Genomic DNA, 15,702 nt, shown 5'->3' with positions numbered 1-15,702 from the left:
ACACGAGAAGCCGATGAGCCGCTCGGCCAGCTTGCGCGTCAGCCTGGGCTTCATTGCCCTGGCCATGGTGTGTCTGGCCTTTGGCGACTTCGAGATCAGCACGCATGATCCCTGGCAGGAGTTAGGGCGGATATTCCTGGGATTGATCGCTCCCGACTTCGCCGCCGTGGACTTCCTCGGTGAAGCCATCCTCCGCACCCTGGCCTTCGCCTTTGTCGGGGTGGGGCTCGGGGCTGCCGGCGGGTTCCTGCTGGCGCTGCTCTTCCGTCATCTGTGGGTGCGAACGTTCTGCGCCGTGGTACGGGCCATTCACGAGTTGTTCTGGGCCCTGATCTTCCTGCAGTTCTTCGGCTTGCATCCGCTGACGGGCGTGCTGGCCATCGCCATCCCCTATGCCGGCATCTTCGCCAAGGTCTATGCCGAGATTCTCGACGAGAGCGATCCGCAACCAGCACACACCTTGCCCCGGGGGACCGACCATGTGTCGGGGCTTGTCTACACTCGCCTGGCCCAGGCCTGGCCCCATGTCGTCAGTTATACCGCTTACCGGCTGGAGTGCGGATTGCGTTCGAGTGCGGTGCTGGGGTTCGTGGGCATGCCCACCCTCGGCTTCTATCTGGAGTCGGCGTTCGCCCAAGGTGCCTACGGTTCGGTAGGCGCGCTACTGATACTTTTCTATCTGCTGATCGGCACACTGCGCTGGTGGGTCCGGCCCCGCCTGTTGCCACTGTATCTGATCGCCGCTCCATTCCTGCTGGGCACCGGGCTGCCCATCGTATGGAGCAACGTCTCTCGCTTCTTCACCCAGGATATCGTCCCCGCCCCCCTGCGCAACGGCGAAGGGCTCGAGGGCTTGATACCCTGGCTCGGCAATCTCCTCGTCAATCAGGCACTGCCCGGTATCTGGAACACGCTACTGCTGACCCAGATCGCCCTGGTCCTGACCGGGATCCTCGCCATGGCCCTGTTCCCGCTGATATCGCATCACTTCACGGGACGCCACGGCACCGGCCGGCTCAAGGGGATGCTGGGGCATATCGTTCTGGTGGTCATGCGCTCAACACCGGAACTGCTGCTCGCCTTCATCCTGCTGCAACTCTGGGGCCCGTCGATGCTGCCGGCGGTGGCTGCGCTGGCCCTGCACAACGGCGGGATCATCGCCCACCTGGTAGGTCAGCGCAGCAACCAGATCACCTTGCGACAGGATGCGCCTCGCGGGATCGACCGCTACGCCTATGAAGTTGCGCCCCGGGTCTACGGGCCGTTCTTGGCGCTACTGTTCTATCGCTGGGAGATCATCATGCGCGAGACGGCGATCCTCGGCATCCTGGGCATCACCACCCTGGGCTTCTACGTTGACAGCGCCATCCAGGAGATTCGCTTCGATCGTGCCATGGTGCTGATCCTGATCACTGCCCTGCTCAATATCGGTGTGGATATCCTGGCGCGTCGTCTGCGCAACTATCTGCGCCTGCGTCACAGCATCAACCGGCAGAGCTGCTAGCCCGCTGCGCCTGAAGTGCTTCAAGACCCAGAATGCCGCTCATTGCCTGCCAGTTCCCGGTTCATGACCGCTTGGCTATGGGCCGTACCGTAGCGCATGCGCGACCAGCCATAGAGTGCCAGCCCAATGATCATCCAGCCCAAGAAAATCCCCCACTCCATCGGCGCCAGCGCTGAAGGACTTCCAGGCAAGTACATGGCGATCAAGCCCAGCGAGAACAGCACCGCAAGCCATCCCACCAGCATGCCGTAGGGCACGCGGAAAGGGCGGACCAGGTCAGGTTCGCGCCGGCGCAACACCACAAAGGAGATCGCCACGAACAAGTAGGCGATGACGATCCCCAACCCGCCGGACACTACCAGCCAAACCAGTGCCGGGCGCCCCAGGAACGGTGCGAGACATGACAGCACGCCGATCAAGACGATGGCGTTCGCCGGCGTGCGGTAGGTGGGGTGCAGCTTGCCAAGAAACGCAGGCAACATGCCGGCATGCGCCAAGGCATAGATGGCCCGTGAGCCCCCGACGAAAAAGGCATTCCAACTGGTCAGGATACCGGCGATGCCCGCGAGGATCATGAGATTGCCCGCCCAGGGCGCCTGGAAGACCGCTTGCATCGCATCGGGCACTGCCAGTGAGCTTTCGGCCAGGGCCTCGGGGGTGAGCATCAGCCCGGTCCCGAGAATAATCAGGGCGTACCAGAAAACGGCCAGTATCACCGACATCATCAATACACGACCAATCTCGCGAAATGGCAGGTCGATCTCTTCGGCGGCCTGGGGAATCACATCGAAGCCCACGAACATGAAGGGCACCATGATGATGACCGTCATGATCCCGCCGATGATGCCGTTCTCGACATTGAAGAGCGGCTCCATGGTGGCGCCCTCCCCCTCGAACAGCGCCCCGGTAATGAACATGATGCCGATGGCCAGGATCAACAGCGTGACGAGCTTCTGCACCAGCGCCGCCATACGAATGCCCAGATAGTTGATCCATAGCATCACCAGCGATCCCGCTACGCCAACCGCTACCCAGGTGGCATTCACTTCCCAGCCGGCGATCGTCCATAGGTAACCCACGGCGTAGTTCGGGAAGAGGTGTTCGACCACCGTCGGCAACGCGACGGCCTCGAAGGCCACTACGCTGACATACCCCAGCGCAATGGCCCATGTGCAGAAGAACGATGCGAAATGACCCAGGGCACGGTAGCTGTAGACGTGCTCACCGCCGACCTGAGGCATCGCGGAAGCCAGCTCTGCATAGGTCAAGCCGACCAGCACGATGATGAGCCCACCGACGACAAAGGCCGTGACGGCACCCAGGCTGCCGGCGGATTGAATCCACTCCCCCGTCATCACGATCCAGCCCCAGCCGATCATGGCCCCGAAGGCCAGGGCCAGCACGTCCTTGCGTGCCAGCACCCGGGTAAGACCACTGCCTGACGACGTCTCGTTCTTCATGGTGGGGTCCGCCTGTTCGTAAGTTGTTATGTCTCTCTAATTTAAAATTAGTAGTCCCCGCTTCCCATGCAAGGCCTCGCCTTGGTAGGGCGACTAACGGACGTCCGGCAAATCCGTTACTGCCCCCGTCGAGGCCGAACTCACCGTCCTGGCGTACTTGGCCAGGGCCCCGCGCGCATAACGTGGGGTGGGCTTCTGCCAGGCCGCCCGGCGGCGCATCAACTCTTCGTCACTGACATTCACCTCGATGGTGTCGGCTTCGGCATCAATTGTGATCTCGTCGCCGTCATGGACGAGTGCGATGGGACCGCCGTCGTAGGCTTCGGGTGTGATGTGGCCCACCACGAAGCCATGGCTGCCCCCGGAGAAGCGACCATCGGTGATCAGTGCGACATCGCTGCCCAGGCCGCGTCCCATGATGGCCGATGTCGGCGATAGCATTTCGCGCATGCCGGGGCCTCCCCGCGGCCCTTCGTAGCGAATCACCAGCACATCCCCGGCGACCACGGTGCCATCGAGTATGCGTGCCTGGGCCTCTTCTTCCGAACCGAAGACCCGTGCCGTGCCGGTAAAGCGGGTGCCTTCCTTGCCGGTGATCTTGGCCACGCCCCCTTCGGGCGCCAGGTTGCCGTAGAGGATACGCAGGTGGCTCTCGGCCTTGAACGGCCGATCCAGCGGGGCAATGATCTGCTGCTCGGCAGGATAGGGGGCCACGTTGGCGAGGTTCTCGGCCAGCGTGCGGCCGGTTACGGTAAGGCAGTCGCCATGCAGCAGCCCGGCATCGAGCAGGGTCTTCATCAACGGCTGGATACCGCCGATCTCGACGAGTTCGCTCATCATGTAGTGACCGCTGGGCCGCAGGTCGGCGACGACCGGTACGCGCCGGCCAATCTCGGTGAAATCCTCGAGAGAGAGCGGCACGCCGATGGTGTTGGCCATGGCGATCAAGTGCAGGACGGCGTTGGTCGAGCCGCCCAGGGCGATGACCACGGTGATGGCATTCTCGAAGGCCTTGCGCGTCATGATGTCGGAAGGCTTGATGTCGCGCTCGAGCAATTCAAGCACGGCAGCCCCGGCCGCTTCGCAGTCGTCATGCTTGGCCCGAGAGACGGCATTCTGCGCCGAGCTCCCGGGCAGGCTCATGCCCAGCGCCTCGATCGCCGAGGCCATGGAATTGGCGGTATACATGCCGCCGCACGAGCCGGGACCGGGAATGGCCGTTTCCTCGATGTGCTTCACCGCGATCAGGTCCAGATCGCCCTTGGCGTGCTGCCCCACCGCCTCGAATACGGAAACGATGTCGGTGTGGTTCTCGCCGGGCAGGATGGTTCCGCCGTAGACGAAGACACTGGGCCGGTCGAGGCGCGCCAGGCCCATCAGGCAACCCGGCATGTTCTTGTCGCAGCCGCCGATCGCCACCAGGCCATCGAAGCCCTCGCACCCGGCCACGGTCTCGATGGAATCGGCGATCACCTCGCGCGAGACCAGGGAGTACTTCATGCCCTCGGTGCCATTGGCGATGCCATCGGAGATAGTGATGGTATTGAAGATCACCCCCTTGCCGCCCGCCGCATCCGCGCCACCGCTGGCGGCCTCGGCCAGCTCATGGATGTGGCTGTTGCAGGGCGTGACACGGCTCCAGGTCGAGGCAATACCCACCTGGGGCTTGCGGAAATCCTCATCGGTGAACCCGACGGCCCGCAGCATGGCCCGGCTCGCCGACTTGCCGAGGCCATCCACCACCGGACTGGAATAACGACGCCGTGGATCGCTTTGCTCGCTCATGCGTTTCCCCTTCTCAAGCACTTCGTCTTTAGTCGACGTTTCGCTTTACAGGGTGGGCGTCGTTCCGCGGGCTTGCAAGCGCATCAATAGACCCGGGCCGGCCGTGACATGGCCGGCCGCCACCAGGCGACCAGCAGGCTCACTGCAGTCGATGCGACCAGTGCCGCCAGAAACGGTCCCAGGGTGGGCACGCCCCCCGGGAAGCTCGCCGTCAACACACCTGCCGCCAGGCTCCCCTGGGCTACCCAGCCGGGGATGATGGCGCCCACCAGGCCGGCAATGCCTCCGGCAACCGCGGCACCTGTGGTCATGCGAGACCATAGACCCAACAGCACCGGCACCACCGCCGTGGCGCAAAGTAGATCGGCGATCAGAAACAGGCGCAGGACAGACAGCCCCTGCAGCGCCACGAGCACCACCGGCAGCATGATGAGCACCGTAATCCAGCGGGCCGTGGTCAACGAGACCTGACGGTGGCTGCCCTCCCCTTCGCTGACCGCCAGTGACGCGATGCCGTTCTGCAGGGTATCCACGCTCGAGGCGACCAAGGTGACCGCTAGTACCAGCCCCAGCAGCGACAAGGCAGGTGGCGCCTCGCTCAGTAGCGCGAAGAACGGCATCGGCGGCTCGCCCAGCGGCGTACCCGACATGGCCGCGAGAATGCCCAGCCCTCCCACGACGGCCACCACGATAACGGTCGTCGCACCGCCCAGCAGCGCGCCGCGCCCCAGTGCCTGGCCGGTCTTCGCGGCCCACACCCGCTGCCAATAGCCCTGGTGAAACAGGTTGGCGGCCGTCACCGCGATGACCAGTGTCAAGGCAACGCTCAGGGCGCTCGCGACGGGAATGCCGGGGATCGCTGCGTCGGTCGGCAGCGAGGGAAGCCGCTGCCAGCCGACCCCACCGACCACGACCAGCAAACCGATCAGCAGCCATGCCTGCCAACGGTCGGTGGCCAGGCTTGCCCGCAAGCCACCCAGGGCGGTGTAGAGCAGCGTCGTCAGGGCCACCCCAACCACGACGGCGCTGCCGGGAACCCCCGAGAGCAAGGCGGTAATGCCGCCAATGGCGGTGAGCTCCGCCGCCAGGAAAATCGCCATGTACAGTATCGAGATCAGCGAGACATATCGGCGCACACCCTGACCGTAGCGGCGTTGGGCGAATTCGCCAACGCTTCTGCCTTCAGGCAGGAAGCGGCGGATCGAGGGGCCCAGCAAAGCAAAGACGAGAAATGGCAGGGCGGCCCCGATGGCATAGCCAGCCAGCCCCACCGGCCCCACGAAGGCCCCCACTTCAGGCGGGGCGAACAGGATCCAGGCCCCCATGCCGGAGGCCAGGAACGACAACCCCAGGGTCGAGGCCGTCTGGGAATTGCGAGCGGTCATGTAGTCATCGAGGGCGCCGTCGGCGCGGCGCGCCCGAAGCCCCAGAAAGGCGAACAACAGCAGGGCCGCGCCCAGCGCGGCAGACGTCAGGTAGGGCATGTCGCACTTCCTCCGCCGGTATCAACCGGATCAGGTTCCAGGGTCTGCGCTGATGGCGCACTCTCAGTCCGGTCAGCGTGACGGGACTCCCCTGGCGACAGGTGAATGAAAGGACATTCTACGTTTAAGAACGCTTGTCAATAAACTGGTTTATAAAACCCAAACTGACATAATGGCGAAACTACTCGAAAAAAGCAGGGACACCATGTACAACGAAGCCAAGGAACATGCGCCAGGCCGATTGCACGCGATCTTCGCCGCCCCTTACGAGGCGTTCGAGAACGGCGTACTGGAGCGCAAGCTGCACCTGGACGTGGCGCTGCGCGCCCTGCTCAGCAAGCCCCTGGACGAAGGCTTGCTGAAGCTGCGGGTCCTGTATGGATGGGAAAACGGCGACGATACCCCCGAAGCGCTGGTTCACTGCGACCACCCCCTGCGAAGCCTGGCCGACCTGACGCCCGTCAAGGCCGATTACCGGGCCAGCATCGAGCGGGATATGGCCCTGCCCCGCAATAACGTCTCGTTACTGGCCCAGCCCCGCGATACCGCGATCGCCCGCGCCCGCGACTCGGGACAGCAGATCGACGATACCATCCGGCTGAATCCAGCCCGCTGGCCGAGCTTCGAAGGCGGCCTGACGCTCTATACCTTCTTCAAGGTCTATCACCGCCTGGTTTACGGTGAGGACGATAGCTACCGTTCGATTCACTGCGACACGCCAGAGGGCCCTCTCGAGATCCATGAGTTCCATCTCGATGTGTGCGAATTCGCCATCTGCGTACCGCCCGACCCCGACAGCAATCGCCCCACGCTCATTCTGGTTCATGAAGGCCAGTTGGATACGCTGGTGACATGCCTGGAGAGTCATCTGGCCTAGGTACGCTCTGGTGCCGGGGCGATGGCGGTCAGCGCAGCTCCGGCAGGACGAGCAGCCCACTCTCTCACTCGGCCAGGCCCTCCCGGGCGCTTGCCAGATGGCGCGTCACGATACGGTTGCGTGATTGGGCCTTGGCTTCATACATGGCCTGATCGGCCTGGAAGTAAAGCGACTGGGCATCGACGATCTGGCTTTGATCCTCACAGGTCACCAGACCGAAGGATGCCGTGATCACCCCATGGGCAGCGCCCCGATGGGTTATACCCAGCGCCTCGAGCGAGGCACGGAATCGTTCCAGGGCCTCGTAGCCCGCTTCCAGGCTATCGGCCTCGAACAGTAAGCCGAATTCCTCGCCACCCAGACGAAACAGCCGGTCGCCCGAGCGTCGAAAGTGCGTGTGCAACAGCGCTGCGACACGAACCAGAACCTCATCCCCCGCCTGATGGCCGTAGGTGTCGTTGTACGTCTTGAAGGCATCGATATCCATGACCGCAAACAGCAACGGTTGACCGCTCCGGCCGCTTCGCCGGAGCTCCTCGTCGAGGCATTCGCCGAACTGGCGCCGGTTGAGCAACCCGGTCAAGGGGTCGGTACGTGCCATGTCGACCAGCTGCCGATTGGCCTCTTCGAGGGCGAGCGTGCGTGCCATGACCTGCTCCTCGAGCCGCTGGTTGGCCAAGCGCTGCATCTCGAGGGTGGCACGCTCGGCGGCGATCTTGTCGTTCTTGAGCCGATTGATTTTCCAGGCCAGGCCCAGGGCAAGCAGCAGGAACTCGATGCTCGACCCTACCTGAATGGCATATTCGGTAATGAGGTTATAAGGCAGAACGCCGGCCACCCGCAGCAGGTAAAGGGTGATACCGACCAGCAACACCGACCATGCCACCAGATAGAGGCGCGCCAAGATGTCGCCCCGCCAGCTTCGCCAGGCGGCCAGGACCAGCAGCGACATCGATAACAGGATGGCCGAGGGAATGATCAGGAGGAACAGTGGCCCATAGTTCCCCCATAGCGCGGGCAGGGTCGACACGATACTCAGAAAGGCGACCCAACGTACGACGCTTGAAAGCCGGGGGGAATGCCGAGGCAGGTTGAGATAACTGTCACTGAAGATGGCCAATGCCACCGCGAACAGACCGATATTCACCGGCACCAGCTGGTTGTTGAACGTCGGCCAGTTTGGCCACCAGTACTGAAAGGCAAAGCCCCGGGACAGGAACATCAACAGGAAGAACGACCCGAGATACACGACATAATGCAGCAGGATGCGCTCCCGCGTCGCCAGGAACAGCAGCAGGTTGTAGATCATGAGCGCGAGCAACGCGCCGAAGTAGAGGCTGAAGGCCATCAGTTCGCGTTGGCTCTTCGCGAGGAAGCGCTCATCTTCCATCAGGTAGAGGGGGGTGGCGTCGAACAGACCGTCATGCGTATCCAGCCGCAACAGGACGCTATACGCCTCGCCCGGGGCCAGATAGAGCGGAAACACGAAGGTGCGATGCGCCACTGGACGCGAATCGAAACCGCGTCGATCGCCGGTTTGCCAGGATTGCACCACCGCCCCGCCGTCATTCACCACCCAGGCATCGAGATAGTCGTGCATCGGCATGGCCAGTTCCAGCAGTCGGCGTACCGGGCCCGAGGTATCGTTGACCAGCTCGAAGCGCACCCACCAGGCCGATCCGGAGAAGCTGAAGTTGAGCGCCTCCTGCTCGGAATCCTGCCAGGAGAGGGCCTGGCACCCTTCCAGCAGTGATTCGATCGAGTACCTTCGCTCAGGGTCTTCCAGCAATTCGACCCGTGGGCTGGGGTTGAGGTCGTCGGGCGATTCGGCAATCGAGATGGCGGCCTGGGCTAGCGATGGTAGAAGCCCCAGCCACAAGGACCAGCACACCGCGACCATCACGGGAGGCAACGAAAGAAGGTTACGAATCACGACGGCTCCGGCGGAACGATCCCTGCGTTGCGCCAGTTTACCCCTGTTTTCCTACTCAGACGTTGCGGGTTCGTCAACGCAACGGCCCCGCCTGAAAGACGGGGCCGTGGTCTTGCGATCGCCCATCACCTAGGGCCAGGCTCAGCTCAGCGATATGGTGCTGTTGATGCCACTCGAGACGTTCTCGGGCTCGAACCAGCGGGCGGTCACGGTCTTGGTCTGCGTCCAGAAAGCGATCGCCTGCTTGCCGTTGGGTCCCAGGTCGCCCAGCTTCGAGGCGCGCGAGCCGGTGAAGCTGAAGTAGGCGACCGGTACCGGGATCGGCACGTTGATGCCCACCTGCCCGACATCGATGTCCGATTCGAAGCGCTTGGCCACCCAGCCGGAATTGGTGAAGATCGAGGTGCCGTTGCCGTTGGGGTTGGTATTGATGAAGGCGATGGCCTCATCGAGCGTTTCCACGCCAACCACGCATAGCACCGGGCCGAAGATCTCCTCGCGGTAGATGGTCATTTCGCCGGTGACGTCGCTGAAGATCGTCGGGCCCACGAAGTTGCCCTCCGGGTAGCCTTCGACCTGCACGTTGCGCCCATCGAGATCGAGCGTCGCCCCTTCGGCCTCGCCCTTGCCGATCAACGATACCACGCGGTCGCGAGCCGCCGGCGACACCAGCGGGCCGAGGTCGGCGTCGCGCTGGGTGCCGGGGCCAACGGTCATGTTTCGAGACTTCTCGACGATCTCGTCAAGCCACTGCCGCGCCTCGCCCACCAGCACCAGAACCGAGTTGGCCATGCAGCGCTGGCCGGCCGCCCCGAATGCGGAGCCCAGCACATTATTGATCGCCTGGCTGCGGTTGGCGTCGGGCATGATCACGCAGTGATTCTTGGCGCCCATCATCGACTGCACGCGCTTGCCGGCTCGACCGGCACGCTCGTAGATCTGGGTGCCGACGTGGGTCGAACCGATGAAGGACAGCGCCTTGATATCGGGGTGATCGCATAGGCGGTTGGCCACCTCCGGCCCACCGTGCACCACGTTGAGCACCCCCGGGGGAACGCCGGCTTCATGGGCCAGCTCGACCAGCCGCATGGTCGAACTCGGATCCTGCTCCGAGGGCTTGAGCACGAAGGTATTGCCGGTGGCGATGGCCAGCGGAAACATGAAACACGGCAACATGATCGGGAAGTTGAAGGCAGTGATCCCGGCACCAACCCCCAGGGGCTGGTGAAGGGAGTAGACGTTGACGTCGCTGGCTGCGTTCTCGGCCATCTCGCCGAGTTGCAGCGAAGTGATCGAGCAGGCGTGCTCCACCACTTCCAGACCGCGCCCTACCTCGCCTTCGGCATCGGGCAGGGTCTTGCCGTGCTCTTCAGTGATCAGCGCCGCCAATTCAGGGGTATGCTGACGAATCAGCGCCTGGAAGGCGAGCATGATGCGCATGCGCTTGGCCAAGGGCACCTTGCGCCATGTCTTGTATGCGGCCTGGGCACTGGCCACCGCACGGTCGACCTCGGTAAGGCTGGCAAACGGAACCCGGGCGACCACCTCCTGGGTAGCGGGGTTGACCACGTCGCGCCATTCCCCGCTTTCCGAAGGTACGTACTGGCCATCGATGAAGAGTGCGATTTCTCTGACTGACATGGGGCGGCTCCTGTTGTCGTTATCGCCGGTTGTCGTTATGAGTCGTCATGAATAGTGTCTCGCTAGTTTACGCGGCCAGCGAAATGCCACAACGATGCCCCACGTACGACTTTCGTCCTTCCCCTGGGCTCTTCAGGTACCGCAGAAGGTACGGAACACCCGCTCTGTCGGTGCGGCAGGCAAAGAGTACTCCTCGCGTCCTGGCTGGTCGTCGAAGGGCCTGGCCAGAATTTGTCGAAGCGTCTCGAAGGGGGCGAAATCGCCGCGGTCCGCTGCTTCCAGTGCTTCCTGAACGCGGTGATTGCGCGGGATGTAGCGCGGGTTGCTCTCGCGCATGCGCGCTGCGATGGCATCCAGGCCTACCGATTCTCGGGTCAGCCGTTCCCGCCATTGTCCCAGCCAGGCCTGCATCACCTCGGGCCGCTCGAATAGCTCCAGCAGCGCCGGTTCCGACTCGGGAGAGGCCGCAACATCGCTCAACTGACGGAAGGTCAGGGTGAAGTCGGCACGCCCGGTCTGCATGGCTTCGAGCAGCGAGTCGATGAGTTCGCCATCCCCCTCCTCTTCCCGGGCCAGCCCGAGCTTGGCGCGCATGACCCAGTGCTTCTCGGCTTCGAAATGCGCGGAATAGCTCTCGAGCAGTTGAGTCGCCCGGGCAATGGCCTGCTCCTGGTCCTCATCGATGAGCGGCAGCAACGTTTCGGCCAGGCGGGCCAGGTTCCACTGGCCGATACCCGGCTGGTTGCCGTAGGCGTAGCGCCCGCCTTCGTCGATGGAGCTGAAGACGGTACGTGGATCGTAGCTTTCCATGAACGCACACGGACCGAAGTCGATGGTCTCACCGGACACGGTCATGTTGTCGGTATTCATCACGCCGTGAATGAAGCCCACCCCCATCCACTTGGCGATCAAGCGGGCCTGGCGTTTCTGTATCGCCTCGAGCAGCGCCAGGTAGCGCTCGCCTTCGGGCCGGTTGAGATGTTCGGTGTCGGCAAGCTCAGGATAATGGCGCTCCATGACGTGATCGGCCAGCGCTCTAAGGCCATCGACATCGCCGCGGGCAGCAAAGTACTGGAAGGTGCCGACCCGGATATGACTGGCCGCCACGCGGGTCAGCACCGCACCGGGTTCGGGAACACGGCGCATCACGCGTTCGCCGGTGGTCACTGCAGCCAAGGCGCGCGTGGCGGGTATACCCATCGCATGCATCGCCTCGCTGACCAGGTACTCGCGCAGCACCGGCCCGAGCGGCGCGCGGCCATCGCCGCCCCGCGAGAACGGCGTGCGTCCGCCCCCCTTGAGCTGGATATCCCGCACGCGTCCCTTGCGATCCGTGACCTCGCCCAGCAGGACGGCGCGCCCATCGCCCAGGCGCGGTACGAAATTGCCGAACTGATGCCCGGCATAGGCCATCGCCAGTGGCTCGACGCCTTCGGGCAGGCGGTTTCCGGAAAAGAGCTCGGTGGCGAGGCTTTCATCAAAAGCCTCGAGATCGAAGCCAAGCTCCTCGGCCAGGGGCCGATTGAACGCTACCAGCGTGGGCGATGGCACGGGTACAGGGTCGAAGCGCTCGAAGAAGCGCGATGGCAGACGTGCATAACGCAGGGTGAAAGTGGGAAACATCTACCCTCCCGGTCGGGTCGATTGCAAATGGGGACACCTCATGTCATAGAGCATAGGTGATAGCGACGCTCGAGATTGCAAGGGAGTGTTGCCAGCACCGCTATCTTTACTGCACGAACGTGGCATGACGACGCCCATCATTGTCAGGAGGACGACCGTGCTCGACCCTGAACGCCGCCGCCAGGCAGGTGGCCATGAATTCACCCTGCATTTAACCTATCGCCCCCCGTATGACTGGGAACGCCTGTGCGATTTTCTCGCCCAGCGCGCCATCACCGGCCTCGAATGGGTCGGCAGCGACCACTACGGGCGCAGCGTCGTCTGGCAAGGGGCCAAGGGCCACTTCACCGCCTACCATGACCCCGGCGCAAACCGCTTCAGGGTAGTGCTGGTTGTCGATGAGCCGAATGCTCTCGAGGCGATGGAAGGCAACATTCGCCGCGTGCTCGACGTGGATAGGGACACTCAGGCCATCGAGACGCACCTGACGCAGGCGGTACCCGGCCTGGCCCTGGTGGAAGGGCTACGCCTGCCGGGGATCTGGAGCCAGTTCGAAGCGGGCATCAAGGCCGTTCTCGGCCAGCAGGTCTCGGTGGCCGCTGCCCGTCGCCTGGCTCAACAGCTGGTCGATGCGCTCGGCGAACCCTGGGGCGAGTCGCAGCGGCACTTTCCCGAACCTGCCGCCATTGCAGAAAGCGATCTGGCCTTTCTCGGCATGCCCGGCGCGCGTCGCGATGCCGTGAGACGGCTCGCGGAGTGGCACGTAAACCACGGCAACGATCATGAGGCGAGCGAGTGGCTGAGCCTCAAGGGCATCGGCCCTTGGACCGTCAGCTACGCCCAGATGCGTGGCGCCAGCCATCCCGATATCTGGCTGGGCGGCGACCTGGGTGTCAAGAAGGCGCTGGGCGAACTGGGCGGGGCCGACCCCGACGCCGCCGCCCCCTGGCGCAGCTATCTTACCTTCCAGCTCTGGAATCGCTGAGTGGCCCCTGCGTTTCTCTGAGGTCGATCTGGAACGCGGCAAGCTCGCCGAGGGAAAAGACTCAACCGATCGACAGTAACAATTTAATCCGGCTTCGCCCTTGGCCCTCTTGGCTGGTTTGGCTAGTGTATGAACGGTAACGGTGTGTTTCGCCAATTACCCAAGCGAAACGCTTCCGTTCCACGCCAGTTCAGGAGGAACACCATGAGAACGCTAGCCGCAGGGATGTTGCTGACCGCGGCCCTGCCCGCCTTTGCCGACGGTAAGGCATTGATCCACACCGGGGATGCCCAGGAATCCCTGCCCATGGTCGTGCACTGGAACGACGAGCATGTACGCATGGATTTCCCCACGCAGGAGCATGGCTACCTGCTGTTGCGCGGTGATGATGGTTTCATGATTGCCCGCCAGGGCGAGCAGCTGATGATCATCGAGATGGACCGGCTCAAGAACATGACCGATGCCATGGGCGACGAGGCCGAATCCATGAGCGAGAGCCAGGCTGAATCGGTACAAAGTCTCGAAGCCACCGGCGAGACCGAGACCATCGCCGGCATCGAGGGGGACCTCTACCGTGTGGCCTGGACCGACCTCACCGGCAATACCCATGACAACGAAATAGTTCTCAGCGACGACCCACTGGCGAAGGACATGCTGCGTGCCTTCCAGCGCTACGTCATCACGGTGATGGATGAAGGCGACCCCATCGGCGATGCCGTGATTCAACGCGATCTGGGCATGTTGCGCTTCGATGACAAGTTTTACGTCGAGGAGTTGAGTGGTGAATCGCCGTCACCGGATCTTTTCGAGCTGCCCGACGATGCCATGACCATGGAGCAACTCTTCCAGCAACATTCGAGCGGTACCGACAGTCAATAGGCTCGCTGCGCCCAGAGTATAAATACGCGCTAGAGGGGCAGATGCAGGATCGCACCGCTCAACCCCGAGGGCTGGGCCCAGAGTTTGCCGAGGGTGATAGGCAGCTTGAAGCGTCGCTTGCCGGCGGCACCGGGGTTGAACAACAGTCGTCCGGCTTCCCAGGTATTGCGCGGCTTATGAGAATGGCCGTGCAGTACCGCATCGCAGGTGACGTGCGGGTCGAGATCGCCGATGGCATGGACTAGATGCAAGCGCCAGCCGTTGACCTCGATGTCCAAGGTCGGCGGTAGACGCGTTTTCGCCCAGTCCGCGGTATCGATATTGCCTCGCACGGCGTGCACCGGCGCCATCTCGGCCAGTCGTGACAGGATCGCCTCGTCGTCGGGCTTGGCGCCGACATCCCCCAGATGAAGGATCAGGTCGCATCCTTCCAGGAGCACGAGTGCTTCGTCACGCAGCAGGCCGTGTGTGTCGGAAATCACGCCAATTGGCGAATCGATGCGATAGGTGGCGGTCGTCAGGTTCATGTCTCGTTACCCGATGCGATCAATACGTGTGAGGTACGTTGACCAGCTGAGCTTCCAGGCGCACGAAGAGATATTCGACATAATGCTGGAGTGCGGAACCGGGGCCGAGCGCGTCGTTCAGGTGCCGCTCGGCGCTGGTCCGCTGTTCCATTAGCCGCTGACGCACCGTATCCGCCCCCAGCAGGGCAATCAAGGTCGTCTTGCCCCGATCCTGGCCCACATCCTTGTCCCCGCCCACCGTGCCGTCGGCCAGGTCGTCGTGAAGCTGGAAGGCCTGCCCCAGCGCCAGTGCAAAGGCCTTGAGCGAGCGTGTCGTGGCTGCGTCGGCATTGGCGGCCAGGGCGGTCAGGGTCATCGCGGCCTCGAACAGCACCCCTGTTTTCAATGTGTTGGTTTCTACGACCGCTTCCGGCGAGCGCGGGCGCGCACCCTCACGCAGGTCTTGATACTGCCCCTTGACCAGTCCCTGCATCCCGGCCACCCGGGATAGCGTCTCGATCATGCACAGGCGGGAGGGCGCAGCGATGCCCTCGATCGAGGCGACGACGCCGAACGCCCGGGACAGTAGCGCCACGGCCGATAGCATTGCGACATCCTCGCCATAGTGACGATGGATGGCGGGCCGTCCCCGTCTCAAACTGGCATTGTCCATGCATGGCATGTCATCCAGGATCAGCGAGGCCGTGTGGATCATCTCGATCGCACAGCCCAGATCGTAGAACCTTTCGTGCGTCTCACCCAGCCCCTGGGCAGCGAGCACCATCAGGGACGGGCGCACACGCTTGCCCCCCGAAAGCAGGCTGTCGCGCATCGCGCAGGCGACCGGATCATTCTGTTGATTTGCATCCGGAGCCCACTGGGCCAGGCAGGCCTCGATCCGCAGCTTCAGTTGATCATGGGTCTGCTGGCTGTCTTCGTTGACGGCAAGGGATGACTCCATCAGCGATACTCCTCTAGTGCGCGCCTCGACCGCCTCGCGGTGCAAGCGATCCATACGGTGCGCT

General features: G+C 63.3%; 12 protein-coding genes and 1 riboswitch. Of the genes, 4 read left to right on the top strand and 8 right to left on the bottom strand.

Features of this window, described 5'->3' with window-relative positions:
- The first annotated feature begins 13 nt into the window (after nucleotides 1-13).
- The gene (locus tag JH15_RS09700) at nucleotides 14-1,504 is read left to right on the top strand and encodes a PhnE/PtxC family ABC transporter permease (RefSeq protein WP_043529751.1); all 1,491 of its coding nucleotides are present in this window, start codon (nucleotides 14-16) and stop codon (nucleotides 1,502-1,504) included.
- Nucleotides 1,505-1,524: 20 nt separating this feature from the next.
- Here JH15_RS09700 and JH15_RS09695 read toward each other — a convergent pair whose 3' ends face one another.
- The 3 genes from JH15_RS09695 to JH15_RS09685 form a co-directional block, all read right to left on the bottom strand.
- On the bottom strand, nucleotides 1,525-2,964 hold the full coding sequence (locus JH15_RS09695) for an APC family permease (RefSeq protein ID WP_043529748.1): 1,440 nt from the start codon (nucleotides 2,962-2,964) through the stop codon (nucleotides 1,525-1,527).
- Nucleotides 2,965-3,057: 93 nt separating this feature from the next.
- A complete protein-coding gene (gene ilvD, locus JH15_RS09690; protein WP_043529746.1) occupies nucleotides 3,058-4,749 on the bottom strand; it encodes a dihydroxy-acid dehydratase in 1,692 nt (563 codons plus the stop codon).
- Nucleotides 4,750-4,832: 83 nt separating this feature from the next.
- Complete coding sequence (locus tag JH15_RS09685) at nucleotides 4,833-6,233, bottom strand: sodium:solute symporter family transporter (protein WP_043529744.1); 1,401 nt, start codon at nucleotides 6,231-6,233, stop codon at nucleotides 4,833-4,835.
- Nucleotides 6,223-6,336: riboswitch (TPP riboswitch) on the bottom strand. It overlaps the preceding gene by 11 nt.
- A gap of 102 nt (nucleotides 6,337-6,438) precedes the next feature.
- Here JH15_RS09685 and JH15_RS09680 point away from each other — a divergent pair.
- Nucleotides 6,439-7,110 (top strand): hypothetical protein, encoded by a 672-nt coding sequence (locus tag JH15_RS09680; protein WP_043529742.1) that lies wholly within the window; start codon nucleotides 6,439-6,441, stop codon nucleotides 7,108-7,110.
- 64 nt (nucleotides 7,111-7,174) lie between these two features.
- Here JH15_RS09680 and JH15_RS09675 read toward each other — a convergent pair whose 3' ends face one another.
- The 3 genes from JH15_RS09675 to JH15_RS09665 form a co-directional block, all read right to left on the bottom strand.
- Complete coding sequence (locus JH15_RS09675) at nucleotides 7,175-9,043, bottom strand: sensor domain-containing diguanylate cyclase (RefSeq protein ID WP_043529740.1); 1,869 nt, start codon at nucleotides 9,041-9,043, stop codon at nucleotides 7,175-7,177.
- A gap of 141 nt (nucleotides 9,044-9,184) precedes the next feature.
- Nucleotides 9,185-10,684 (bottom strand): CoA-acylating methylmalonate-semialdehyde dehydrogenase, encoded by a 1,500-nt coding sequence (locus JH15_RS09670; RefSeq protein ID WP_043529738.1) that lies wholly within the window; start codon nucleotides 10,682-10,684, stop codon nucleotides 9,185-9,187.
- Between the two features lie 132 nt (nucleotides 10,685-10,816).
- Nucleotides 10,817-12,307 (bottom strand): protein adenylyltransferase SelO, encoded by a 1,491-nt coding sequence (locus JH15_RS09665; RefSeq protein ID WP_043529736.1) that lies wholly within the window; start codon nucleotides 12,305-12,307, stop codon nucleotides 10,817-10,819.
- 157 nt (nucleotides 12,308-12,464) lie between these two features.
- Here JH15_RS09665 and JH15_RS09660 point away from each other — a divergent pair, with 157 nt between their 5' ends.
- Together JH15_RS09660 and JH15_RS09655 are read left to right on the top strand one after the other, a co-directional pair.
- Nucleotides 12,465-13,292: a DNA-3-methyladenine glycosylase family protein gene (locus JH15_RS09660; protein WP_052384026.1), complete on the top strand. Its 828-nt coding sequence runs from the start codon at nucleotides 12,465-12,467 to the stop codon at nucleotides 13,290-13,292.
- 204 nt (nucleotides 13,293-13,496) lie between these two features.
- On the top strand, nucleotides 13,497-14,171 hold the full coding sequence (locus tag JH15_RS09655) for a hypothetical protein (RefSeq protein WP_043529734.1): 675 nt from the start codon (nucleotides 13,497-13,499) through the stop codon (nucleotides 14,169-14,171).
- 29 nt (nucleotides 14,172-14,200) lie between these two features.
- Here the strand turns inward: JH15_RS09655 and JH15_RS09650 are convergent, their stop codons facing one another.
- A complete protein-coding gene (locus tag JH15_RS09650; RefSeq protein WP_043529732.1) occupies nucleotides 14,201-14,698 on the bottom strand; it encodes a metallophosphoesterase family protein in 498 nt (165 codons plus the stop codon).
- Nucleotides 14,699-14,717: 19 nt separating this feature from the next.
- Nucleotides 14,718-15,692 (bottom strand): polyprenyl synthetase family protein, encoded by a 975-nt coding sequence (locus JH15_RS09645; protein WP_231566415.1) that lies wholly within the window; start codon nucleotides 15,690-15,692, stop codon nucleotides 14,718-14,720.
- Nucleotides 15,693-15,702 lie beyond the last annotated feature (10 nt).

Origin of the sequence: Litchfieldella xinjiangensis (genome assembly GCF_000759345.1) — a bacterium.
GTDB classification, from domain to species: Bacteria; Pseudomonadota; Gammaproteobacteria; order Pseudomonadales; family Halomonadaceae; genus Litchfieldella_A; species Litchfieldella_A xinjiangensis.
The sequence above is the reverse complement of the archived record's forward strand: the minus strand, read 5'-3'. Positions and strand labels throughout refer to the sequence as shown.